At 39.3% G+C, this 21,884-nt stretch carries 17 protein-coding genes; 11 read left to right on the top strand and 6 right to left on the bottom strand.

The features are described 5' to 3' along the window. Positions 1-83 precede the first annotated feature (83 nt). Genes FFR60_RS03255 through FFR60_RS03270 form a run of 4 tightly spaced genes read right to left on the bottom strand, consistent with a single transcriptional unit; the run spans position 84 to position 3,795 of the window. A complete protein-coding gene (locus FFR60_RS03255) occupies positions 84-1,526 on the bottom strand; it encodes a sensor histidine kinase (protein WP_249354938.1) in 1,443 nt (480 codons plus the stop codon). 29 nt (positions 1,527-1,555) lie between these two features. Further along, positions 1,556-2,245 (bottom strand): response regulator transcription factor, encoded by a 690-nt coding sequence (locus tag FFR60_RS03260; RefSeq protein WP_088935289.1) that lies wholly within the window; start codon positions 2,243-2,245, stop codon positions 1,556-1,558. A gap of 41 nt (positions 2,246-2,286) precedes the next feature. Beyond that, complete coding sequence (locus tag FFR60_RS03265; protein ID WP_249354939.1) at positions 2,287-3,069, bottom strand: ABC transporter permease; 783 nt, start codon at positions 3,067-3,069, stop codon at positions 2,287-2,289. 15 nt (positions 3,070-3,084) lie between these two features. Further along, positions 3,085-3,795, bottom strand: coding sequence for an ABC transporter ATP-binding protein (locus FFR60_RS03270; protein ID WP_171004855.1), 711 nt, complete (start codon positions 3,793-3,795; stop codon positions 3,085-3,087). Positions 3,796-4,061: 266 nt separating this feature from the next. Between FFR60_RS03270 and FFR60_RS03275 the strand changes: the two genes are divergently transcribed. Next, on the top strand, positions 4,062-4,400 hold the full coding sequence (locus FFR60_RS03275; protein WP_137662997.1) for a hypothetical protein: 339 nt from the start codon (positions 4,062-4,064) through the stop codon (positions 4,398-4,400). A 474-nt stretch (positions 4,401-4,874) separates the two neighbouring features. On the opposite strand, the gene FFR60_RS03280 is transcribed toward FFR60_RS03275, so the two are convergent. After that, the gene (locus tag FFR60_RS03280) at positions 4,875-6,659 is read right to left on the bottom strand and encodes a sigma-54-dependent Fis family transcriptional regulator (protein ID WP_137662999.1); all 1,785 of its coding nucleotides are present in this window, start codon (positions 6,657-6,659) and stop codon (positions 4,875-4,877) included. Positions 6,660-6,827: 168 nt separating this feature from the next. Between FFR60_RS03280 and FFR60_RS03285 the strand changes: the two genes are divergently transcribed. The 9 genes from FFR60_RS03285 (at position 6,828) to FFR60_RS03325 (ending at position 19,376) form a co-directional block, all read left to right on the top strand. Further along, on the top strand, positions 6,828-8,063 hold the full coding sequence (locus tag FFR60_RS03285; protein WP_137663000.1) for a four-carbon acid sugar kinase family protein: 1,236 nt from the start codon (positions 6,828-6,830) through the stop codon (positions 8,061-8,063). A gap of 19 nt (positions 8,064-8,082) precedes the next feature. Then, positions 8,083-9,240 (top strand): iron-containing alcohol dehydrogenase, encoded by a 1,158-nt coding sequence (locus tag FFR60_RS03290; protein ID WP_137663001.1) that lies wholly within the window; start codon positions 8,083-8,085, stop codon positions 9,238-9,240. A 70-nt stretch (positions 9,241-9,310) separates the two neighbouring features. Next, positions 9,311-10,339, top strand: coding sequence for a 4-hydroxythreonine-4-phosphate dehydrogenase PdxA (gene pdxA, locus FFR60_RS03295; protein ID WP_171004856.1), 1,029 nt, complete (start codon positions 9,311-9,313; stop codon positions 10,337-10,339). Between the two features lie 103 nt (positions 10,340-10,442). Beyond that, positions 10,443-11,615: a sialidase family protein gene (locus FFR60_RS03300; protein WP_137663002.1), complete on the top strand. Its 1,173-nt coding sequence runs from the start codon at positions 10,443-10,445 to the stop codon at positions 11,613-11,615. 72 nt (positions 11,616-11,687) lie between these two features. Further along, on the top strand, positions 11,688-12,596 hold the full coding sequence (gene dapA, locus FFR60_RS03305) for a 4-hydroxy-tetrahydrodipicolinate synthase (protein WP_137663003.1): 909 nt from the start codon (positions 11,688-11,690) through the stop codon (positions 12,594-12,596). A 139-nt stretch (positions 12,597-12,735) separates the two neighbouring features. Next, complete coding sequence (locus tag FFR60_RS03310) at positions 12,736-14,019, top strand: SLC13 family permease (RefSeq protein WP_137663004.1); 1,284 nt, start codon at positions 12,736-12,738, stop codon at positions 14,017-14,019. Positions 14,020-14,038: 19 nt separating this feature from the next. Then, on the top strand, positions 14,039-14,386 hold the full coding sequence (locus tag FFR60_RS03315) for a VOC family protein (RefSeq protein WP_137663005.1): 348 nt from the start codon (positions 14,039-14,041) through the stop codon (positions 14,384-14,386). Positions 14,387-14,475: 89 nt separating this feature from the next. Next, complete coding sequence (locus tag FFR60_RS03320) at positions 14,476-17,208, top strand: cation-translocating P-type ATPase (RefSeq protein ID WP_137663006.1); 2,733 nt, start codon at positions 14,476-14,478, stop codon at positions 17,206-17,208. Between the two features lie 485 nt (positions 17,209-17,693). Further along, complete coding sequence (locus FFR60_RS03325; RefSeq protein ID WP_137663007.1) at positions 17,694-19,376, top strand: metallophosphoesterase family protein; 1,683 nt, start codon at positions 17,694-17,696, stop codon at positions 19,374-19,376. 48 nt (positions 19,377-19,424) lie between these two features. Here the strand turns inward: FFR60_RS03325 and FFR60_RS03330 are convergent, their stop codons facing one another. Next, positions 19,425-20,339, bottom strand: coding sequence for an ArsR/SmtB family transcription factor (locus FFR60_RS03330; RefSeq protein WP_137663008.1), 915 nt, complete (start codon positions 20,337-20,339; stop codon positions 19,425-19,427). Between the two features lie 240 nt (positions 20,340-20,579). On the opposite strand from FFR60_RS03330, the gene FFR60_RS03335 reads away from it, so the two are divergent. Then, complete coding sequence (locus FFR60_RS03335) at positions 20,580-21,857, top strand: extracellular solute-binding protein (RefSeq protein ID WP_137663009.1); 1,278 nt, start codon at positions 20,580-20,582, stop codon at positions 21,855-21,857. The last annotated feature ends 27 nt before the right edge of the window (positions 21,858-21,884 follow it).

Genomic DNA, 21,884 nt, shown 5'->3' on the forward strand with positions numbered 1-21,884 from the left:
GATAAAAATGAAGACGGAAAGCGATGAACGCCTTTCCGTCTTTAAATTTTTTATACAAAATTCCAAACGTCTAAACATAGTGTTTAGGCGTTTTTTTGTTGCCGCCACAGCGCCACTTGAAACATCATCTCGTGTTCATTCAACTCCACAAAAGAAATCCTTCCGCCATGTTTTTCCACGATTTTCTTACTGATGGCGAGGCCAAGTCCGCTGCCGTTTTGAGTGGAACGGGAGCTGTCTCCGCTGACAAAGGGTTCAAATAGTTGTTCTTGCAGTTCCTTTGGAATGGCGGTTCCATTGTCTTTGATCTCAAAAATCACTTGATTTTCTAGTGGGTAAAGTTGAATGTGCACAGTTGTCTCTGCTGGATTGTGCTGAATACCATTGCTAATCAAATTATCAAAAACACGACGCAGTTCAACGGGATCGCCAGAAATTTCTAAAGGAGTTTCCGGCAGGTCAAAAGTCAATGCAATGTCATTTTTTTCTGCTGGTTCAAGCTGTTCCAATAAGATTTGGCGAATTAATTCTGACAAATCTAAATTTTGACGATGGAGTTGATAATCAGGGCTTTCTAGTTTTGAGAAAATCAATAATCGATTGACCAGCTCATTCATATGATCCGTTTTCGCGATGATGGTTTTCATCGTCTGATCTAGTTTATCGTCACCAACTAAGCCGTCTGCTACTGCTTTGGCGGAGCCTTGAATGGTGGTGATCGGTGTGCGCAGATCATGAGCCATGTTGGCAAAGAGTAATTGCCGTTCCTTTTCATAAGAGATTCGTTGTTGTTCCGCTTCTGCCAATTGCTTTGCCATATGATTGAAGGAGTCTTCAATCTCGACATATTCGTATTCCGCATTCAGATGGATTTTCTTGGAATACTCGCCATTCTTGATCGTTCGCAAACCATCGATCAGAACGGTATTTGGTGCGACGAGATGCTCCTTAACTGATTTTGAGTAGCGCCGTAGACAATAAATGAAAATCAGCAGTATGGGGATGAGCAAAAGAACGATTTGTTTAAAACCTGAGAGAGCAGTTGCTGAAAGAAGGCTGGAAAAGACCGGACCAAAATTTCCTCGAATACTATTTTTAGGCATTTTGGTAATACAAACATACTCACGCCCATTTGAACTCTTAAATGGAGCAAAAGTTGCCATGTATTGACTTTTTGGATCATTCACTGAAAGGGAAAGAGGGCCCAACTTGTAAATTCTTTGATTAAGTACGGCCTGAAGGGCATCCATTTCCAATAATTGTTTTTGCGTGTAATGGGTAGTTTTTTCTGCGACCGTTCCTTTTGTATAAATGACGTTGTTATTTTCATCGAGGATTTCTAACCAGCCATTGACATCCTTCAAGGCAGAAATATCAATTTTTTTATAATCAGACCGTACGATGGTCTCTGCACAAAATTCTTTTACAACATTATTCGTTCCAAAGGAAAAAAATTGAGCAATCAAAACAAAGAAAGAACTTAATACCAACAATAGAAGAGAGGTCGTCAGATACTTTTTTGTCAAAAAACGTCCTAATGTTTTGGGTTTCTTACTCATGGCACTAGCTTATATCCTAATCCGCGGATCGTTTGGATATAAGATTCCTCCTCTCTGGTTCCTAATTTTTCTCTAAGGCGGCTGATGTAGACCATGATATTATTGTCATCGACGATATAAGTATCCTCCCAAACGGCCTCGTAGATTTGTTTTTTAGTAAAAACACGTCCTGGGGTTCCCATCAGTAAACGCAGGATTTTAAATTCGATTGACGTTAAATTGATCTGCTGGTTTTCCTTGAACAAGATACATTGATCAAGGTCGAGAATTAGATCATGGAGTGTGAGTGTGTTTGGTTCGGCAGCTTCTTGTGCACCTAAAGAGTAAAAGCGGCGAAGCTGAGCGCTGACACGAGCAACTAATTCCAAAGGATCAAACGGTTTGGTCACATAATCATCGGCACCAATACCGAGCCCTAACACTTTATCTGCTCCGGCATCTTTTGCGGTCAAAAAGATGATCGGCATATTTTTTTCTGCGCGAATTTTTTTGACCAATTGATACCCATCCATTTTTGGCATCATAATATCTAAAATAGCCAGATCAATTTTTTCCTGTTGAACACAAGTCCACGCCTCTTCGCCGTCGGAAGCGGTGAACACCTTATACCCATCTTTTTCCAAATATAAAGTAACAAAATCAATGATCCCTTGTTCATCATCTGCCACTAAAATCGAGAACCCCATCAAACACACCCCTTTTAATCTCTATTATACCTTCAATAAAGCTATTTTATATCCATTCTTTTGAAAAACAGCGATGTCAAAGTCAGAATGCAGGCAATAATCACGAGAGAAGATAGCAAGGCCGGAACCCATTCCGCAGTTTGACCTGCAAGCAAATGATTACTCGCTGATAATGCAGAATACTTCAGAAGATCGACTGCATTCGTAGTGATCAAGTAATTGAGGGCAAACAAACTGACTAGTGAAATGATAAAGGCAATAAAAGGTGATAGAAACAGACCAGCAAGCAACGTCACTGCCATGAATAAGGCGAGATGAAGAAAAATAAAGCCAATCATCGCCAGCATATTCGGCAAATCAATCATTGATGAAGTAAAGCTGCCATTTCCCATCGTAGAGTCCGCAACAAAAAGATAATAACCGGCGCCCGCGCTCAAGGTAAACAGAACAAACGCACCAAAAGTAGTCGTTAGCAGCGCGCAGAATTTCGCTACAATAATCGGACCTCTTTTACCGATTCGCAAGAGCGTCATTTTGATTTGTCCGCTAGTGATTTCGCCGGAAAATTGCACTGCTGTAACCAAAATTAATAAAATCCCCCAAATACCTAATGTGTTGAAAAAAGCCCAGATCGTGGTTACAAAATCAAGACAGGCTAATTTTCCATTGCTAGACAGCGCATCACCAGTGAAGGTCAAAGCGCCAGTCGAGACTCCAAAAGACATGACAATAACTAAAATTGCCGGAATCAGCAGAATCAGACTAGTTCTTCTTTTTAATGTTTTGATAATTTCCATTTTATAAATCGTCCATATTTCCATCATTGTTCACTCCTTTTTTTATTTCATCAGCTCGATTAATTGAGCCTGCTGGTTTTCAAAATGTCTATTTTGATCAGAATAGCTGATCACTCCCTTGCTCAAGACCAAAATATTATCAGTCAGGTCGCAAACTTCCTGCATTTGATGACTGGAAAAGAGAATAGCTGTACCGCGCTCGCGGCAAAGCTTCCGCAGCAGATCTTTTACTTCTTCTACACCAATCGGATCGAGGCCGACAAAAGGTTCATCCAAAATCAGCAGTTCGGGCTTCGTAATCAACGATAATGCCAAAGCCAGCCGCTGCTTCATTCCAAAAGAAAAGTTTTTGACCTTTTTCTTGGCGGCGTTGCTTAGTTCGACAAATTCTAAACTTTCCTGAATGAGCTGTTTGCGCTCTTTTTTAGGAAGCGAGTCGATTAATCGAATAGAAAGCATCAGATTATCATAGGCAGTTAAATCCTCATAAAACTGAACATCTACCAGCGAACCGATTTTCATTCTTGTTTGTGTATCCGTTGTACTTAAATTTTTACCGTTAAAGACGACTTTTCCATGATAATTTGCGGTTAAACCTAAAACACATTTCATTAAGGTGGTCTTACCGGCACCATTTCGTCCAAGCAGGCCAGTGATTTTCCCTGGCAGCAGCTGCAGATCAATCCCGTTCAAAATATTGTTGTGTCCATAACTTTTTCGCAGATCTCTGATTTCTAAGATCGTTCTTGTCATGATTTTTCCCTCCATTTCTTTATAGATTCAGTATAGGCAGGCAAGCTTGCATGGAACTGTTCTTAACCTTAAAGTAACCTTACAATTGAAATAAGCAGATTGATCATTTGTAGAAGATAAATAAGTGAACGTTATTACTTTTTGGTATAATTAAAGTGATAAAAATGATTTAAAATAAGAGACTTTAATAGTAATCCGTTGATAGATGCGAACCAAACTCAGTCGGGCAGTGAATAATTTTTACCAAATAAAGGTGAGGTGAAAAAATGGGCAGCTTATTACTTGTTATTGGCCTAATTCTAAGTGTTCTTTTGATTTATTCAGTGATCAAATATTCCAGCAGAAAGACTGAGGCAGAGAGTATAGAATATGATCTAATCGTCTCGCTAAAAGCGACTCCCGTGCCGAACATCATTCAACATCCCCGAATCAAAAAAGCGGCAGCATGGGAAAGATATGGTGAGGGAGTTTTCAAGGGGAAATCCAGCTTAACAAAAGAGGAAATGAGAAAGTTGTTGATAAAAGAATTATGTCTACCTGAAGAAAACGTCATTGTAGTCGAAACAACCAATCATTTAGCAAAGTCAAAAAAAGAGGAAGACTGATCATCAGTCTTCCTCTTTTCGAGTACTATAATGTTTGAAACTATATCAAGCAGAGCCACGATCCGATAGCAATGAAGGACAAAGCGACGAGATAGATAACGATACTAGTGCATAAAACCAAGACTTTTCCGTTTTCACTAAGAATACTGGCTTTAACAACCGGCAAAAATAGGTCGTATCGATGGAAAAGAAATACGCGACCAGCAAGAATCCCGGCCACAATCCCAAAAATCAATAAAAAGAACGAAAGACTAATGATTGACGTGAGTTTCAGAAAAATGCAAAAGGTTAACATAGCAGCATACACATATTTTTCCAAAATGATCACCTGATTCCTTAGCGTATTTCATTGCTACTTATAGTATAAAAGATAAATGGGCAGATAAAATATTCCATTTTTTTAGAGATTGTAAAAATCTAGGGAAAAATCAGAAGTACATGTGCTTTCTATCTAGCAGATAGTTGCTAAAATCCCTAATCCTCTTTCAAATATCGCCAAAGTGTGGTTCGGCTAATTCCAAGTTGTTCGGCGGTTTTCGTTTGGTTCCCATTGTTTTGTTCTAACACACTCAAGATAATTTCCTTTGAGTAATCAAAAAGGGTTGGTTTCTCGACTTTCGTTTGCAGATTAATGCTTCCAAGATGACTATTCGAGAAATTTTGGATCAAGCGTTCCTTTTTCAAGAGCTGAATGACCTGATGTTCGGAAATATAATGAGTCGTTGCATTGATCACCAATTCCTTGATGGCTGATTGCAGCTGATTGAAATTTCCCGGCCAATCAAAGGTTAAAAATTCTTTCAAAGCATTTGGGTCAAAACCAATGACTTCTTTATTACATTCAATATTCATTTTATTTAGCAACAGGGTAGTGATTACGTTCAGTTCATGCTTTCGCTCTTTGATAGGCGGTGCATAGATACTGGCACAGTTCAGTTCGAAGAGTAAACGATTATAGATTTTTTCTTCTCGGGCATTATTTGTATTATAAGTGAACAACAAGTTATTTCTCTGTAAGAGCTTGGTGTTCTTTACAATTGTGATTAGTTGTTCGGCATCTCGTACCGAGAGCTGTTCGATATTTTGGAACAGCAGGGTATTATTTTGGTCAACTAATGGACCGTTTGTAGGATTGACAAGAAATTTCCACATCTTCTCGTTCATCAATTTTGCGTCAATGGAAATTAATTGATTGTTGTGGATTTCTTGATTCAAAAAAGCTTGATACGCAATACTGGATTTGGCTGTTCCTGATTCACCTACAACTATGATGGAGTTGTAAAAATTATTGACCTGCTGCAATTCTCGTTTCGTCTCTTCTTGGATAAATTGGGTAAATAAGAGTTTTGTAGTAAAAATCTCCTCAACTTCCATTCGTTTCTGATAGAAAATTCCAAAACGATTATTAATGATTGGCGGTGTTGAAACTTTTAGGCTGCAGCCGTAATAAACCAAGTCGTCGACACTTATTCTTTTGACAATAAGCATATAAACCTTGTTTTTAAAGGTATGATAGTATTGATTTTCGTCTGTCATATCTTTTTTTGTGCTTAAAAACTTGGCGATCGAGTTGGATAAATTTGGATCGATATTAGAAAAATAAACCTGAAACATTGCGTCAAAAACAGCAAAATCTTGTTTTTGCTGTTTAATGCTTTCTTCTAATACTGTCTTTTCATGAATGACGCGTTTTAATTGTTTCGCGATAGTCAGTGCTTCTTGATACGCGTGCTTTACACTTTCAAATCCAGAAGTGATCAGAATGGTATTGATTGTTTTAGTTAATGCCAAGCGGTTAGTGATGGCATCGCAAAGAATCATTTCATAGTTTTCCTCTACTAAAATATCTAAGGTCACGCTAGCATCAGTTGTTTCATCTAATGTGATGATTTTTATGTTGTAGCCTAAAATATCACAAAGTAAATGGGCTGCTTCAGTGATACTGGCATATCCGACGATAGCAAAATTATCAGTATAATTTTTCGCTAATCGAATAGTCCCAAGAATATCGTAAATAGAAATAGATACATCAATAACGGGAATAGGGACCACTTGGCGGATCAAATCAGCTGTTCCGCCACGAGAAATGACAGCGTCATAGTTATTATGAAAAAGCTCTGCGGCAACTTTTTGACCTTCCTTCAAATCGGCAGTGTAAATATCAGATTCCACATCTGGGAACTGTTTACTGACAATATTCATTGAATTGTTCAGTTCGTCGTATGGAGCAATACCTAAAATTTTAACTTTTGTGGTCATTTGCTTCCTCCTTGTGTTTCATATTGTAACTATTTTATCCTATTTGATTTTAAAAAAGTATCTATAATCACAAAATGTTTCAAAAAGAAACGAAAAAATTCCCAATTGAATATCCAAGAACAGGAATGCAAGCTAAAATGAAACCATGAAATCAAAGGTGGTGAACGGATGATAAAGCTACTAGTTATTGCAGACGATTTTACGGGAGCCCTTGATACAGGTGTTCAATTTTCTAAGCGAGGGATTTCAACGATAGTCTCAACCGATACAACAATAAATTTTAGCGAAGTTGATGAAGCGATCAATGTTTTAGTGATTGATACGGAAAGCCGCTATTTAAGTTCGAAAGAAGCGTACAAATTAATTCATGCAATAATTGTAAGCGCTAAAAAAGCTGAAATACCTTTTATCTATAAAAAAGTAGATTCTGCGCTGCGCGGAAATATTAGTGCTGAGATCAAGGCTGTGTTAGATGCTAGCCAAGAACCAGCGATCCCATTTTTGCCAGCTTATCCTGAAATGAATCGTGTGCTGGTTAATGGTGATCTTTACATAGATCAAGTTCTCGTTTCTCAAAGTATCTTTGCGGAAGATCCATACGAACCTGTGATTGAAAGCAATGTGCTGCGAAGATTAAAAGCAGAAGCGGATATTGAAGGATATTTAATAGAAGAAACACTTCCGGAAATTCGTAATGGGATCTTAGTATTTGACGCTAAAACGAATGAGGATCTAGAAAAGCAGGCAGAAATGCTGGAACAAGCAAATTTATTAGCGATTTCGATCGGCTGTGCTGGATTTGCGAAGGTCTTAGCTGAGAAATTATTTCCTAAAATTGAACCAGATTCATTTTCGTTAAAGGGACCGCTGGTAGTGATTTGCGGAAGCGTCAATCCTATTACCAGAAGACAAGTCGATTATGTGGAGCAGCAAAATTATCCTAGAATTTCGCTAAAACCTCATCAGCTGCTGCGACCAAATTATTGGATCGGATCAGAAGGTAAAAAAGAAGTAGAAAACTATTTATCCTTAATGGCAGAACAATCATTGGTCATTTTTGAAACACTGAGTGAGGAAACCAGCTTAGGGATTAAGCAGCACGTTCAAGAGCGTGGAGCGGCAAGTTCAGATTTTCGTTTCAAGATTGGACGATCATTAGGCGAACTCACCCAAGCGATTTGGTCGAAAAACTCTGAGAATACCTTTCTATTTACTGGAGGGGATACTTTATTTCAGTCAATGAGTGTATTAGGAATCACCCAGATAAAACCAATCGCTGAAATCAGCGCGGGAGTAGTGCTTTCCTCGATTGAGTGGCAGGAACAGGAGATTCAAGTCATTACTAAATCAGGTGGTTTTGGAAATGAACAGCTTTTTGAAGAAATCAGTTTTTTAACAGAATAAAAACAATGGAGGAAGAAAAATGCTTGTAGATTACAGTTTAAAAATGCCGAAGAACATTATCGCTGGGGAACATGCTATTGAACAGCTAGCTGAAATTATCGCAAAAGATATTCGAAAGATTGTGATTTTCACCGACAAGGGAATTCTAGGTGCAGGATTAGTAGATTTACCTAAGGCGCTAATCGAACAGGCGGGTGTGGATTATACGATTATTTCGGATATTCCTGCAGAACCAAACTACCATGAGGCACAGGCGATGGTTGATGAGTTCAAACAGGAGCAAGCAGATTTTATCATTGCTATCGGTGGCGGCAGTGTGATGGATGTAGCCAAGTTGGCATCAATACTAGCTACAGATGAATATACTGTCAAAGATTTGCTGGATGATCCATTGCTAGCGAAGAAACAAATCACCAGTTTGATGATTCCGACTACGGCCGGTACAGGTTCTGAAGCAACACCTAACAGTATCGTTGGTGTACCAGAAAAAGAATTAAAAATCGGAATCGTGAATCCAGAAATGATCGCTGATTATGTAATTTTAGATAGCCGGATGATCAAAAAATTACCTAAGCCAATAGCTGCTGCAACCGGAGTAGACGCATTATGTCATGCGATTGAGTGTTTTACTTCAGCCAAAGCGAATCCGATCAGCAATACCTTTGCATTAGAAGCGCTGGATTTGATTATGAATAATATTATTGAAGCGTGCACCAATTCAGAAGCGTTAGCAGCAAAAAGCCGGATGCTTTTAGGTTCATTTTATGCCGGAGTAGCTATTACTTCTTCTGGAACAACAGCGGTCCATGCACTTTCGTATCCATTAGGAGGAAAATACCACATTGCACACGGTGTTTCTAACGCAATGCTGTTGACTCCAGTGATGAAATTCAATCAGCCGGCGATCAAAGATTTGTTAGCTGTTGCTTATGATCGTGTTGTCAAAACTGGCGATAAAGATTTATCAGTTGATAATAAATCAGAATATATGCTGAATCAATTGGAAAAAATCGTCAAAGTTTTGGAAATTCCGACCAGTCTAAAAGAATTCGACGTACCTGAAGAAGATTTAGATGGTTTAGTGGCTGCTGGTATGGAGGTTACTCGATTGCTGGTTAATAATAAGCGAGAAGTAACGCCAGAGGATGCAAGAAAAATTTATTTGGAAATTCTGTAAGAACTAACTCAAGAAGGCAATTACAAATAAATGGTTAAAATCAATCCTTATTTAATAGAAGGAGTTTCGAATGATGAAAAAAATTATTGGTATTACAATGGGAGACCCAGCTGGGATTGGCCCAGAAATTTCACTAAAAGCATTTCAAAAACCAGAATTGTACGATAATTGTAAACCGCTTCTGGTGGGTGATAAAAGTGTGTTGGATTACTATTTAGCAAAACATCCGGAGCTAGGACTATCAGTGAACCCGATCGAACATCCAAGTGAGGGAAAATATACATTGGGTGTGATTGACCTGATTGATTTAAAGGCCGTTGATCTGGATGAACTGCCAATCGGAGAAGTTTCGAAGGTCGGCGGGAATGCTGCGTTTCAATATGTCAAAAAAGTAATTGAATTAGCTCTAGCAAAAGAAATCGATGCAACGGTTACCAATCCTTTAAACAAGGAAGCCTTGAATGCTGCGGGACATCACTATGCTGGACACACTGAAATTTATGCTGATTTAACTGATACAGACAAGTACACGATGATGCTGGCTGATGGAAACTTGCGAGTAGTTCATGTTTCAACCCATGTTTCTTTGCGGGAAGCCTGTGATCGTGCAACTAAAGAAAGAGTGCTGGATGTTATTCGAATCGCGGACACCGCCTGTAAAAATTTAGGCATTAAGAATCCACGGATTGCTGTAGCAGGGCTAAATCCACATTGCGGTGAAAATGGATTATTTGGTCAAGAAGAAATCAAAGAGATTAATCCAGCTGTCGAAGCAGCAAAAGCGGAAGGAATAAATGCTTATGGTTCACTTCCAGCCGATACGGTTTTTTCTAAAGCCAATGGCGGTATGTATGACATTGTTGTTGCCATGTACCACGATCAAGGCCACATTCCGCTAAAATTATTAGGCTTTGTGTACGATCAAAAAACGGCTAGTTGGGAGGCAGTTAAGGGAGTGAATATCACACTGAATCTGCCGATCATTCGAACTTCTGTCGATCATGGCACAGCCTTTGACCAAGCGGGTAAATGGACTGCTAGTGAATTGAGCCTTGAAAATGCTATTGATTATGCCATTCGCTTAGCCGAAAATTCTTAAAGAAGAAATACAGCAAGTAATAAACTAATATTTTAGTTTAAATAGTCATATGACAATATTTTTGGATCGATTGCTTAATGAAACATAATAAGGAGGATAAAAAATGAATACAGACTTACCACGTGTAAGAACATCCGAACCAAATGGTGTAGTGTATCGGGATGAATTTTTAAATGTAGATTTTGGACTAATACCAACTGGTGGAAACCAAACTGCCCATGCACCAGCCTTGATTGAAACCAAAGATGGCGGACTATTATGTGCTTGGTTTGCCGGCAGCTTTGAAGGCAGTGGAGATATTTCGATTGTTGTATCTAAGTTAGATCCAGAAGCTCAAGTTTGGTCAGTGCCAGTAACTGTATCTAAAGGGGAAGATCGCAGCGAGCAAAACCCCGCTTTCTTTAGGGCGCCGGATGGAGAAATCTGGCTGATCTATACTTCGCAATTAAGTCGTCAAGAAGGCAAAGATAATATGCAGTTCACCTCGATCATCATGGTTCAAAAATCGAGTGACGAAGGGATGACATGGGGAGAACCAGAAGTATTATTTGCTAATGAAGGAACATTCTCTCGACAAGCTATTCAAGTTTTGAGTAATGGACGCTGGTTATTTAGTACATGGCTGTGTGAAGATTCGCCAGACGGATTAACTAATGACCCGACGGAATTTCAATTGTCTGATGATCAAGGTAAAACATGGAAGGCCGTCCGAATGCCTGAGAGTAATGGCAGAGTTCACGCAAATGTTGTAGAAGTAGCGGATGGGCACCTGGTCGCATTTATGCGCAGCCGTTTTGCGGATCATGTTTATCTAAGTGAATCTTATGACTTTGGTGATAACTGGAGTGTTCCTATCGCTACTGTTTTACCCAATAATAATGCAAGTATCAGTGCTATCAAGTTGGAGTCGGGAGAGATTGCCTTAGCGTATAATATGAACGCCGCAAATAATGCAGAATTCGGCAAGGTTACATGGCCGGGATTGCGGAATCCAGTAGTGGTTTCAGTGTCAGAGGATTTTGGAAAAACTTGGCCAATCGGTCGTATTCTTGAACCAGCTGAAGGATACATCGGCAGTGAGAATAAAACCAATAATTCTCAGCATGAGTATCCAACGCTTTATCAAGACAGTAAAGGTGTTTTGCACTTAGTTTACGCTTATAAGAATCGACTTTGTGTAAAATATACCCGTTTCACTGTCGAAGAGCTGTTTGGTAAAAAGCGAGAAGCAGAAGGGTTGTATAATCCAACCTCTGGCGAAGGCGTCGATAAATAGCTAATCAGCAAAATGTTAACGCATTCTTAGCAGCTTAACGAAAAAATAAAAAAATCTAAAGGAGCGAGTTGAATGAAACAAACAGAATTGAAAGGGATCATTACTCCGATCTTAACCCCAATGAATGAGGATGAAAGTATTAACTTAGAAGAGCTTCGTGCACAAGTTGAGCGTATGATCGAAAATGGCATCCATGGTATTTTTCCATTTGGAACCAATGGCGAGGGCTACATTCTGACTGCTGAGGAAAAAAAATCAGTTCTTGAAACAGTAGTAGACCAGTGTAATGGACGAGTTCCGATTTATGCAGGGACTGGAACACTCTCTACTAAAGAAACGATTGAACAAAGCAAGATGGCTCAAGCCGCAGGTGCAGATGTTCTTTCGCTGATCACACCAAGTTTCGCTGCAGCGAGTCAGGAGGAACTTTACACACACTATAAAACAGTCGCTGAAGCGGTGGATATGCCGATTGTTTTATATAATATTCCGGCACGGACAGGCAATGCGATCGCTCCTGCAACAGTAGGACGTTTAGCAGAAATTGAAAATATTATTGGAGCCAAAGATTCTAGCGGGAATTTTGCGAATATTCTAGGCTATATCGATGCAGGCAAAAAGAAACAAAACGGGAAATTTTATACCTTGTCCGGTAATGACCAATTGATTATTTGGACGCTCTTAGCTGGCGGAACGGGCGGTATCGCCGGTTGTGCGAATGTGTATCCTCAAACGATGGCTTCTATCTACGATTTGTTCGTTGAAGGAAAAATCGAGGAAGCGAAAAAAGCTAATGAGAGCATTCAAAGCTTCAGAGCTTGCTTTAAATACGGCAATCCTAATACGATCGTGAAAACTGCGACTCGTTTATTAGGACACAATGTAGGTTCTTGTCGTGCACCATTTAATCAAATCCCTGAAGAAGGAATCGAAGCAATCAAAAAAGTTTTAGAGGAAAATAAAGCTAAGGGCATGAAGTAATTGGGATAAACTAGGGAACGATTTTTTGAGAAATGCGAAATTATGACTTGCTGCGGAGAACAGAATATAGTCTTTTTATATGAAGACTATATTCTCCTATCTGCTTGTTAGCGATCTAAAAAAAGCATAGGAGGATACTATGACTATTCAAATGATTATTGCTTTGGCAATCACAGCACTAATGATTGTTTTAATAATGATTGAAAAACTACCATTTGGTGCACCACCATTATTTGCTTGTATTTTGTTAGTTATATTTGGAATTACTGATATTAAGGGTGCTTTTGCCGGGTTTTCAAATTCGACCATCATAATGTTAGCTGAGTTTATGGCTATTATTGCAGCATTACAGAAAACCAATTTTATTGTCGTGTTCAAAAGAGCTATGTTCTCTATGGCGAATAAAGGCGGCTTTAAATCATACATGCTGATTATTTTAGTTGTTATGCTGGGTTGCAGCATGTTCGGGACAGGTTCGACTGCCTATTACGTGTTGACGATTGGTTTGCTTTCTACTCTGCCTTACAGTAAAAAATTGCCCCCTTCAAAAGTAATTATGACTGCCGGGTTTGCTGCGAATCATCCACTGATTCCGTTTAATACCGCGTTGCAGTTTGGAATCGTGACGGCTGTTCTTGGAGCCGCAGGACAGGCAATAAATGTTTCCGTTTTTAAATTTGCTATTGTCAATTTATTCTTATCACTTGGCTTTTTACTGAACTGTGTCATTCAATATAAATTCTTGCCGGATCACCCCATCAAAGATGAGGATGAAGAAGAAACGGACTCAGTTGTAAATGAAACCGCTTCTTTATTGCCGAAATGGAAACAGAATGTGACCTATGGCGCCTTTGTCTTTGCGGTGGTAGGGATGTTGCTGCAAAGCAGAATAGGCGATGCCGGTTATGCGATGGCCGGTCTGTCGGTAGCAGTGATTTTAGTTACTAAGGTACTGGACTTTAAAGAAATTCGCGATGCAATCAGTGCGCCGATCATTTTAATGTCAGCGGGTGTTATTGGTGTGGCAGATGCTTTGGGAAGTACCGGACTAACAAACTTAGTCGGTGAAACAGTAGCCGGCATGTTGGGAACAAATATCAATCCGTTCTTGATGATTTTTGCTTTCTGTATTTTAACCAGCCTGCTTGCTACGTTAACAGGATCGACAATTGGGACAGTGTATGTGTTTACACCGTTGGCTATTGCCGTCTGTTCAAATCTTGGTCTAGATCCTACAGCAGCCGCTTGTGCGATCGTAATTTCCGGCTGGTGTGGACACTTTCTTCCTATTGATGGGATGCCTGCCATGATTTTAGGGTACGGAAAATATTCAGCGAAAGAATTTTGGATATTTACGATACCTCAGTATTTTATTCGATTGATTGCTTTGACCGTTGGATCATTAATCATGTTCCCTATGTAAAAAAGAAAGAGGTGCGACAATGACAAACAAGTTTGAGTTAGAACATATTGGAATAAATACAGAAAATACAAAGGAAGCAGAGGAGCTGGCTGCTCTGTTAAGTAGTATTTTTAATTTAACAGCGCGTCACGGACAAAAATCAGAATTTGCCGGAGATTATTTTGAATGTATGAGAAGTCCTTTTTTAGGGAAAAATGGACATATCGCTATGAGAACACCAGATTTAGAAAATGCGGTGGAGGAGCTCAAGGGAAAAGGTCTGGATTTCAATCTGGATACAGCTGCTTACGATGAGGAAGGCAAATTAAAAAATATTTATTTAGCTGGAGAATTTGGCGGCTTTGCGATCCATATTTTGAGAAAATAATATTCGGTGTGGGATTGAATAGTAAGACTTGTGTATTTGATATAAATTATACGCAAGTCTTCTTTTTTAAGAAAAAACGGGAGGATCATATGACAGAGTTGAATAAAAAACAAAGTACGACTGATTTTTATGCGGAGCCTTCAGAGGTCGTCTTAACTAATTTGCACTCCTCGGTTGAGGGATTGAGCGGGAGTGAGGCGCAAAAGCGTCTGACAGAATATGGGAAAAATGAATTAGCTGAAGGAAAAAAGAAAAGCTTATTCATGAAATTTGTGGAGCAATTTAAAGATTTTATGATTTTAGTGTTACTAGCAGCTGCGATCATTTCGGCTGTTGTCTCACATGAAATTGTCGATTCGGTCATTATTCTATTAGTAGTAATCATTAATGCGCTGATGGGTGTCTTTCAAGAAGCGAAGGCTGAACAAGCCATTGAGGCATTAAAACAAATGTCGACGCCGAACGCCAATGTTTTAAGAGATGGACACACTTTATCCATCAAAAGTGATGAACTGGTGCCAGGAGATATCGTGTTGTTGGAGGCGGGAGATGTCGTCCCAGCAGATATACGATTACTGGAGGCAGCATCATTAAAAATTGAAGAGGCGGCCTTAACAGGAGAATCCGTGCCAGTGGAAAAGACAACGATGGTCTTGCCAGCAGGAGATATTGGTATCGGTGATCGCGTCAACATGGCTTTTTCAAATAGCAATGTTACATATGGTCGCGGTAAAGGCGTGGTCGTGAACACTGGAATGAGTACAGAAGTGGGAAAAATCGCGGATATGTTAGCCCAAGCGGATGAAACAGAAACTCCGCTGAAGAATAATCTGAATGATCTAGGCAAGTTTTTGACAATGGCCATTATAGCAATTGCGGTAATTATGTTTATTGTTGGAACGTTGATCAATGGCACTTCTTTTGTCGATATGCTGCTGACGTCTATTTCATTAGCGGTAGCTGCTATTCCTGAGGGACTACCAGCGATTGTCACGATTATTTTAGCATTAGGAACGCAAGTGATGGCCAAGCGCAATTCGGTTATTCGTAAATTGCCGGCAGTCGAAACACTAGGAAGTACAGATATTATCGCTTCTGATAAAACCGGAACGTTGACTCTAAATCAAATGACTGTTGAAAAATTGTATGATGATTTCCAGCAAAAATCAGCTAAATCTGTGATTGGCACTGAAAATCTATCGTTAAAGATCATGAATTATGCGAACGATACAAAAATTGCTCAAGATGGGACCTTGATCGGTGATCCGACAGAAACAGCATTGGTCCAATTTGGGATCGATCAGAAATTTAATATAAAAAGCTGTTTGGAAAAAGAACCGCGTGTGGGAGAACTGCCTTTTGATTCGGACCGAAAACTGATGAGCACAGTGCATCAACTTGCTAATGGGAAATATTTAGTCGCAGTAAAAGGAGCGCCAGATGTACTGATTCAACGAACAACTCGTGTTTATGTGGATGGACAAGAAGTGTTGATGAATGAGAAACAAAGGAATGAAATCTTATTTAACAATGCGGATATGGCTAAGCAAGCGTTGCGAGTACTGGCAATGGGCTTCAAATACATGGAGGAACTGCCGCAAGAATTAACCTCAGAGGTACTTGAAACGGACCTTTGCTTTGCTGGTTTAGTTGGAATGATCGATCCGGAACGAAAAGAAGCGGCCGAAGCAGTAAGAATGGCTAAAGAAGCGGGGATACGGCCAATTATGATTACGGGTGACCACAAAGATACTGCTGAAGCAATCGCGGTTCGTTTGGGGATCATCCATGCTGGTAATTCCAACGCTGTCTTAACAGGTGCAGAACTAAACGAGATGAGTGATGCAGAATTTGCGAAGCAGGTTTATAACTACTCTGTCTATGCCCGTGTGTCGCCTGAGCATAAAGTTCGAATCGTAAAAGCTTGGCAGCAAGAAGGAAAAGTAGTAGCGATGACTGGCGACGGTGTCAATGACGCGCCGTCGTTAAAACAAGCCGATATCGGTATCGGTATGGGAATCACTGGGACAGAAGTATCTAAAGGTGCTTCCGATATGGTTTTGGCAGATGATAATTTTGCTACGATCGTTGTAGCGGTTGAGGAAGGGCGAAAAGTTTTCTCTAATATTCAAAAAACAGTTCAATATCTATTAGCAGCGAATTTAGGAGAAGTGTTGACGTTGTTCATCGCGACATTGTTTGCTTGGGATACACTGCTGCCGATTCATTTATTATGGATCAATTTGGTTACGGATACTTTTCCGGCGATCGCTTTAGGAATGGAACCGGCCGAAAAAGATTTAATGAGCCATAAGCCGAGAGGACGAAGCTCGAATCTATTTTCCGGCGGTGTTTTCAGCAGTATCATTTATCAGGGGATATTAGAAGGCGGGCTTACACTATTTGTTTACTGGTTCGCCATTCAAAACCCAGCGCATACAGCACTGAACATGCCGGAACTTTCGGCTCAAGCGCTGTACAATTTGCAACACGCAGATGCACTCACTATGTGTTTTGCTACGCTTGGCTTTATGCAGCTATTTCACGCCTTCAATGTGAAGTCGGTAAAACAGTCTATTTTCAAAGTGGGTCCTTTCCGTAATAAAACCTTCAATTGGGCAATCCTGCTTTCTTTTGCCTTAATGGGTGTGATCATTCTCGTTCCAGGACTCAACGATATTTTCCGAGTAGCATCGCTAAACGGCACGCAATGGGGAGTAGTTACTGGAGCATCCTTCTCGATTATCCCGATTGTTGAAATCGTTAAGTTTGTCCAACGAAAACTTTCCAGTGAGAAAGTTGAAGAAGCTGTGATTGAGTAGGAGTGATTTTACTCGGTTAAACAAACTCTTATTAAGCAAAAAAGGCAACGTACATCAATCCGTACGTTGCCTTTTGCTATTCAGTAAGTTGTTTTATAGGACATACATATTTCATCGTATTTGTTCCGACTATTATTGTATTGACATAGATCTGCTCAATGATGCCGGTTACTTTTTCTCCGTAGCAATTAAATGCTGTAATCTCATTTCCGATGACTAGTTCCATAAATATCCCATCCCTTTCTGCTGCTATGCTAACATTGAAAGCAAAATCCTGCTCGTCAATTATTTATAGCAAAGTGAAATAATTAATAGTACATGTTGCTTGTTATTTCTTTTTTTAATAAATCGAAGAGCTGTTTGCTAAAAATTTCTCTTGAATTTGAAATTTATTAGGCTCAAAACAAGGATAAACGCTATAATGAACATATTATATAAATGTACGTAAAGAGAAGGCGAATTCTCTTTAAAATAGAGGTGCTTTGATGAAATCGAAGAAAAATGAAAAAGATTTGATGGTAAGCAGGCAAGACCTTTCTTTACCGATGAAAACTGCATTGCCGCAGGCTTTGGCTGAGCGGATCGAGCTTTATCCAGAAAATAAGCGGCGTCCAGTCAATAAGACTGTTTTTAAAAATAATTACTTTCAATTGACTTACAATACGAGAAATCATTCGATGGCGATCTCCTCAAAAGGCGATCTTGTTTATTCGGCGATTCCTTATGATACCGCTCGGAACTATATTCAGCGAGCCGCAATTCAGTACTTGCTTCATCCAGAAGAGATCCGACGCTATATCGAGTTACATCAGACGACCGTTGAGAAATATTTAACGTTAAGCATCTTTCAAGTAACAGGCAATCGAGTCGATGAACAATCATTTGAGGTGAAGCAGGCTTATAATGCGATCATGCAAAATCCGCTATTGGAAATTCAAGTTGCCGGACGTCTGATGCAGCATGATGAAACGGGTCCGTTGTCAGCCAACCTTGCCGGTAAATTTCTGTTTAGTGAGAATGTTAAAACCGGGATTGCCGGATATCTTTCTGAGTATTTGAACTTTGTTGTTCAGCTTGCGAATTCATTACCACTGATGATCGATGGAAAGGAAGTCCAGTTGTTAGAATCAGCGGGACAGGACCAGCAGCTAATCGAACAAGGTCTAACGATTCATTCTGATATTGATTCTGCTTTATCCTTATTGCCGCAAGAAGTGAAATCGGGGATCGAAAATGCGCTGGTTGCCGCTGACTCTGCAATTGTAAATACCCAACCGTTGTTGCGCTCGGAATACGGTGAGGAGCTGTCGCGGCTGCGAGAAAATTATATCGCTCACAGCGTTCATCCAGACGAGGCAGAAAAATATTTCAAAAATGTTCATTCTGCTGAAAATCGCAATCTGATCAATGTAGTTTCTGATATTCATGCAAAAGATGGGAAATTACCATTTCTTAATCGCCATTTTAATATTTTAGCGGGGGATGTCTCAGATTCGCATGTTCGTGATGAAGAAATCGCAGGCGTTTATGTCATTGGCGGGCACGAGTTAGTCGATATTTTGCCAGAAACAACCGACCGAACAGACGAGCAGTGGGATAAATGGCGGCCATTTTTCAACTATGAATGGTTCAAAGAATTACTGCAAGATCCAGATGAGGCTTGGTATTTATTACCAACGGGAGATCATCCGTTTTATGAGGTAGTTAAAACAGAGCTTGCTGCTCGTTTTCCTAAAATGAGTTTGCTGAATAATGCCAGCCTGATTCATGAAGGCATTCGTTATATTGGGCTTACGATCCCAGTAGCATTAGTAAAACGAAAAAATGCGCAGCAGCAATATATTTTGAAATCGTTAGAAAAACTATTAGGCGAGGACACGGAGATCCCTACTGTGATTGTTTCTCATGCACCATTGTTCAATGAATTGAGTTTGTTGCCAGAGACAAGCGAGGCCTATAACAAAGACTATATTTGTGAAGAACCGAAAATAGAAAAGCTGTTTGAAAAATATACGATCATCGGGGCGATCCATGGGCATCACCATATACCGGCCTCCTCAAGACGATTCAAAAAAACAGAATTTGCTGGAAAACGATTATTTGTGGTTTGTTCGATTTATTCGAAGGTTAATACCGGATTTGAATTGATGAGTTTGTTGCAAGATTAAAAAGCGCAGAAACGAATTTCGTTTCTGCGCTTTTCTATTTATAGATCGTCATTTCTTCTCTCGATAGTAAAGGTTGATCTTTATATCTTGATCGTGGTTGCCAAATCCTTTGCCAAATAAGGTTAGGCCGCCTTTGTTTTTCGCGTCAGTCTCAATTTCAAAGCGTAATTTAATGAATTCCTGCTCGTGTAGGTTTAATTCATCAATGGAAACTTCAGAATAGGGCTGACCATCAATACCAGTATCTAATTTATTTACTCGAAGGTGCTTCAATAAACCATATTGACTGAACTCGTCTCCCCACCAAAGCGGAGTATATCGACCTCTAGTGTCAGAATAATTTCCAGGGATCGTATAAACTGCCACCCTTTTATCATTGATAAAGATAGAAACATCACTCGGCCAAACGTTATTTGAAACAGGAAATTCCGAAGCAATTTCAAAGCTGAGTTCCAACATTTCTGGAACTTCATCTTTTTGGAGCATATTAGGAATCTTGTACTCGACAAATCCATTATTAAACCACAGTAAAGCCGCATCCACACGTTTTTCATCCATAAAATATTTTGGTTCGTCGGTTAATCCAACGATGTCTTTTGGTGTAGCTAGTCCGCATGTTGGTTCTACATGGAAGTCGGTGAAATGTCCCAAACGCAGATTTGTTTGGTAGGATTTGTATTCTTGATAAACTTTTTCAGGAAACGAGAGATGAATATTATCGACTTTTAGATAAACAAGTTTTTTGTTGCGATTAGTACCAATTCCTCTTTCAGAGCCTAACAATCCTGCGTCTTCCATCTGCTGTACATGTCTGGTCACGATCGCGTTGCTAAGTTTTAGGTTTTGAGCGATCTCTCCGATACTTTTTTTATTATTTCCGATAAACAATAAAATATTGATTCTGGTCTTGCTCGCGAGTGCTTCAAGAACAGGTAATGAATAAGTACTCAAATCAAGTTCCATAATAACCTCCTTTTAACTAAAAAGTTAAATTGATTGTTCGCTAAATTAGTATACCATATATTTGGTTTAACTAAAATGTTTTATTTGATATAGTTATATAATATAGCGTTGACAGCGCTTTCCCTCCGTGGTATTTTCATTTCAGAACAAAAAAATATTTAGTGATTGACAAATAGGTTAATTGTATTTTATCGAATATATAAAGAAAATTAACTTATTAGTAAAAAAGGAGGATGACGAATGAAAGTATCAAAGTTAGCAAGTTTAGTAATCGTCGCAGGTGTGTGTTTAGGTATGCTTGCAGGATGTGGCGGGGGAGGGTCTTCCAGCAGCTCTTCAGCGAAAAACAAAAAGGAAATTGTTTTTTGGAATCCATTTACTGGTGCGGATAGTGAAAACATCAAGAAAATGATCAACGAATACAATGATACCAATCCAGAATATAAAGTTAAGAATGTTGCGATGAAAGAAATCGATATGTATAAAAAAATTCCGACCGTTGTTAGTTCCGGCAAGAATATTCCTGACTTAAATATTGTACATGCAGAACGAATCCAACAATACAAAGACAGCGATATGTTGATCACTTATGATGATGTGCTAGGAGATTATTCAGACATAAAAGGCGAAAACTATGTAGAAGCAGCATGGGATATGGGTGAACTCGATGGTGAGCGCTACGGCTTACCACTAGATATTCATTCTTGGGGGACCTATTACAATAAAGAGCTTGTAAAAAAATATTGTCCGACTGCATTAGATGACAATATTGTGACCTTTGATGAAATTAAAGAAGCGGGTAAAAAAGCAAAAGCAGATAAAATTGCTGCGATTGGGGTAACGTGGGTGAAACCAAATTTCCTTTCACTATTGAAGCAAAACGGCGGTCAACTATCCGAAAATGGTGTGGATCCAACTTTAGATACACCAGCTTCAAAAGATTCAATCGGTATATGGCGTGATCTTTATGAATCTGGAATCACAAATAAAGACGGAGAAGATGCCACACAAATTTTCGTATCTGGTAAATCAATCTTCTTACCTGAAGGAATCTGGGCTCAAAATACAGTTAATGAGGCAGAATTTGACTGGGGCTTCACGAATTCACCGCAAGTATCAGATGATTTAAGCAAAGCGGTCAACTGGTCTTCTTCTCATCAATTTGTGATGTTTAAAAACGATGAACGTATAGACGAAAAAACTCAGGGAATCATGGAGTTCATTGATTGGTTGCGGACAAATTCGCTGGAATGGGCTAAAGCAGGACAAAACCCTGCATCGTTAGACATTATAGAAAATGAAGAATATCAAAAAATGCCGCAATCACTTTATATCAATGATCCGAAAGAACGGGAAACATTGACGATTTTTGAATACAAATACAACGGATATGTTTCAGAATATCTGGAAACAAATGGTTTTGATACCGTTTTTGGTAAAAAATCAATCAAAGATTTTACCTCTGGAATGGAAAAAGAAGTGAAGGAAAAAATCGCAAAAGACAAAACCAATAAATAAGAAAAAGTCGTGGTCAAGGTAGAGACG

Origin of the sequence: Enterococcus hulanensis (genome assembly GCF_005405485.1) — a bacterium.
Classification (GTDB): Bacteria; Bacillota; Bacilli; order Lactobacillales; family Enterococcaceae; genus Enterococcus_A; species Enterococcus_A hulanensis.

What these genes read in the sequence shown, in the direction of transcription:
- FFR60_RS03270 (WP_171004855.1), bottom strand. Translation starts at nt 3,795, where the DNA reads ATGACAAGAACGATCTTAGAAATCAGAGATCTGCGAAAAAGTTATGGA.
- FFR60_RS03260 (WP_088935289.1), bottom strand. Translation starts at nt 2,245, where the DNA reads ATGGGGTTCTCGATTTTAGTGGCAGATGATGAACAAGGGATCATTGAT.
- FFR60_RS03290 (WP_137663001.1), top strand. Translation starts at nt 8,083, where the DNA reads ATGCTTGTAGATTACAGTTTAAAAATGCCGAAGAACATTATCGCTGGG.
- FFR60_RS03300 (WP_137663002.1), top strand. Translation starts at nt 10,443, where the DNA reads ATGAATACAGACTTACCACGTGTAAGAACATCCGAACCAAATGGTGTA.
- pdxA (WP_171004856.1), top strand. Translation starts at nt 9,311, where the DNA reads ATGATGAAAAAAATTATTGGTATTACAATGGGAGACCCAGCTGGGATT.
- FFR60_RS03315 (WP_137663005.1), top strand. Translation starts at nt 14,039, where the DNA reads ATGACAAACAAGTTTGAGTTAGAACATATTGGAATAAATACAGAAAAT.
- FFR60_RS03265 (WP_249354939.1), bottom strand. Translation starts at nt 3,069, where the DNA reads ATGATGGAAATATGGACGATTTATAAAATGGAAATTATCAAAACATTA.
- FFR60_RS03310 (WP_137663004.1), top strand. Translation starts at nt 12,736, where the DNA reads ATGACTATTCAAATGATTATTGCTTTGGCAATCACAGCACTAATGATT.
- FFR60_RS03320 (WP_137663006.1), top strand. Translation starts at nt 14,476, where the DNA reads ATGACAGAGTTGAATAAAAAACAAAGTACGACTGATTTTTATGCGGAG.
- FFR60_RS03280 (WP_137662999.1), bottom strand. Translation starts at nt 6,659, where the DNA reads ATGACCACAAAAGTTAAAATTTTAGGTATTGCTCCATACGACGAACTG.
- FFR60_RS03275 (WP_137662997.1), top strand. Translation starts at nt 4,062, where the DNA reads ATGGGCAGCTTATTACTTGTTATTGGCCTAATTCTAAGTGTTCTTTTG.
- FFR60_RS03330 (WP_137663008.1), bottom strand. Translation starts at nt 20,339, where the DNA reads ATGGAACTTGATTTGAGTACTTATTCATTACCTGTTCTTGAAGCACTC.
- FFR60_RS03285 (WP_137663000.1), top strand. Translation starts at nt 6,828, where the DNA reads ATGATAAAGCTACTAGTTATTGCAGACGATTTTACGGGAGCCCTTGAT.
- dapA (WP_137663003.1), top strand. Translation starts at nt 11,688, where the DNA reads ATGAAACAAACAGAATTGAAAGGGATCATTACTCCGATCTTAACCCCA.
- FFR60_RS03335 (WP_137663009.1), top strand. Translation starts at nt 20,580, where the DNA reads ATGAAAGTATCAAAGTTAGCAAGTTTAGTAATCGTCGCAGGTGTGTGT.
- FFR60_RS03325 (WP_137663007.1), top strand. Translation starts at nt 17,694, where the DNA reads ATGAAATCGAAGAAAAATGAAAAAGATTTGATGGTAAGCAGGCAAGAC.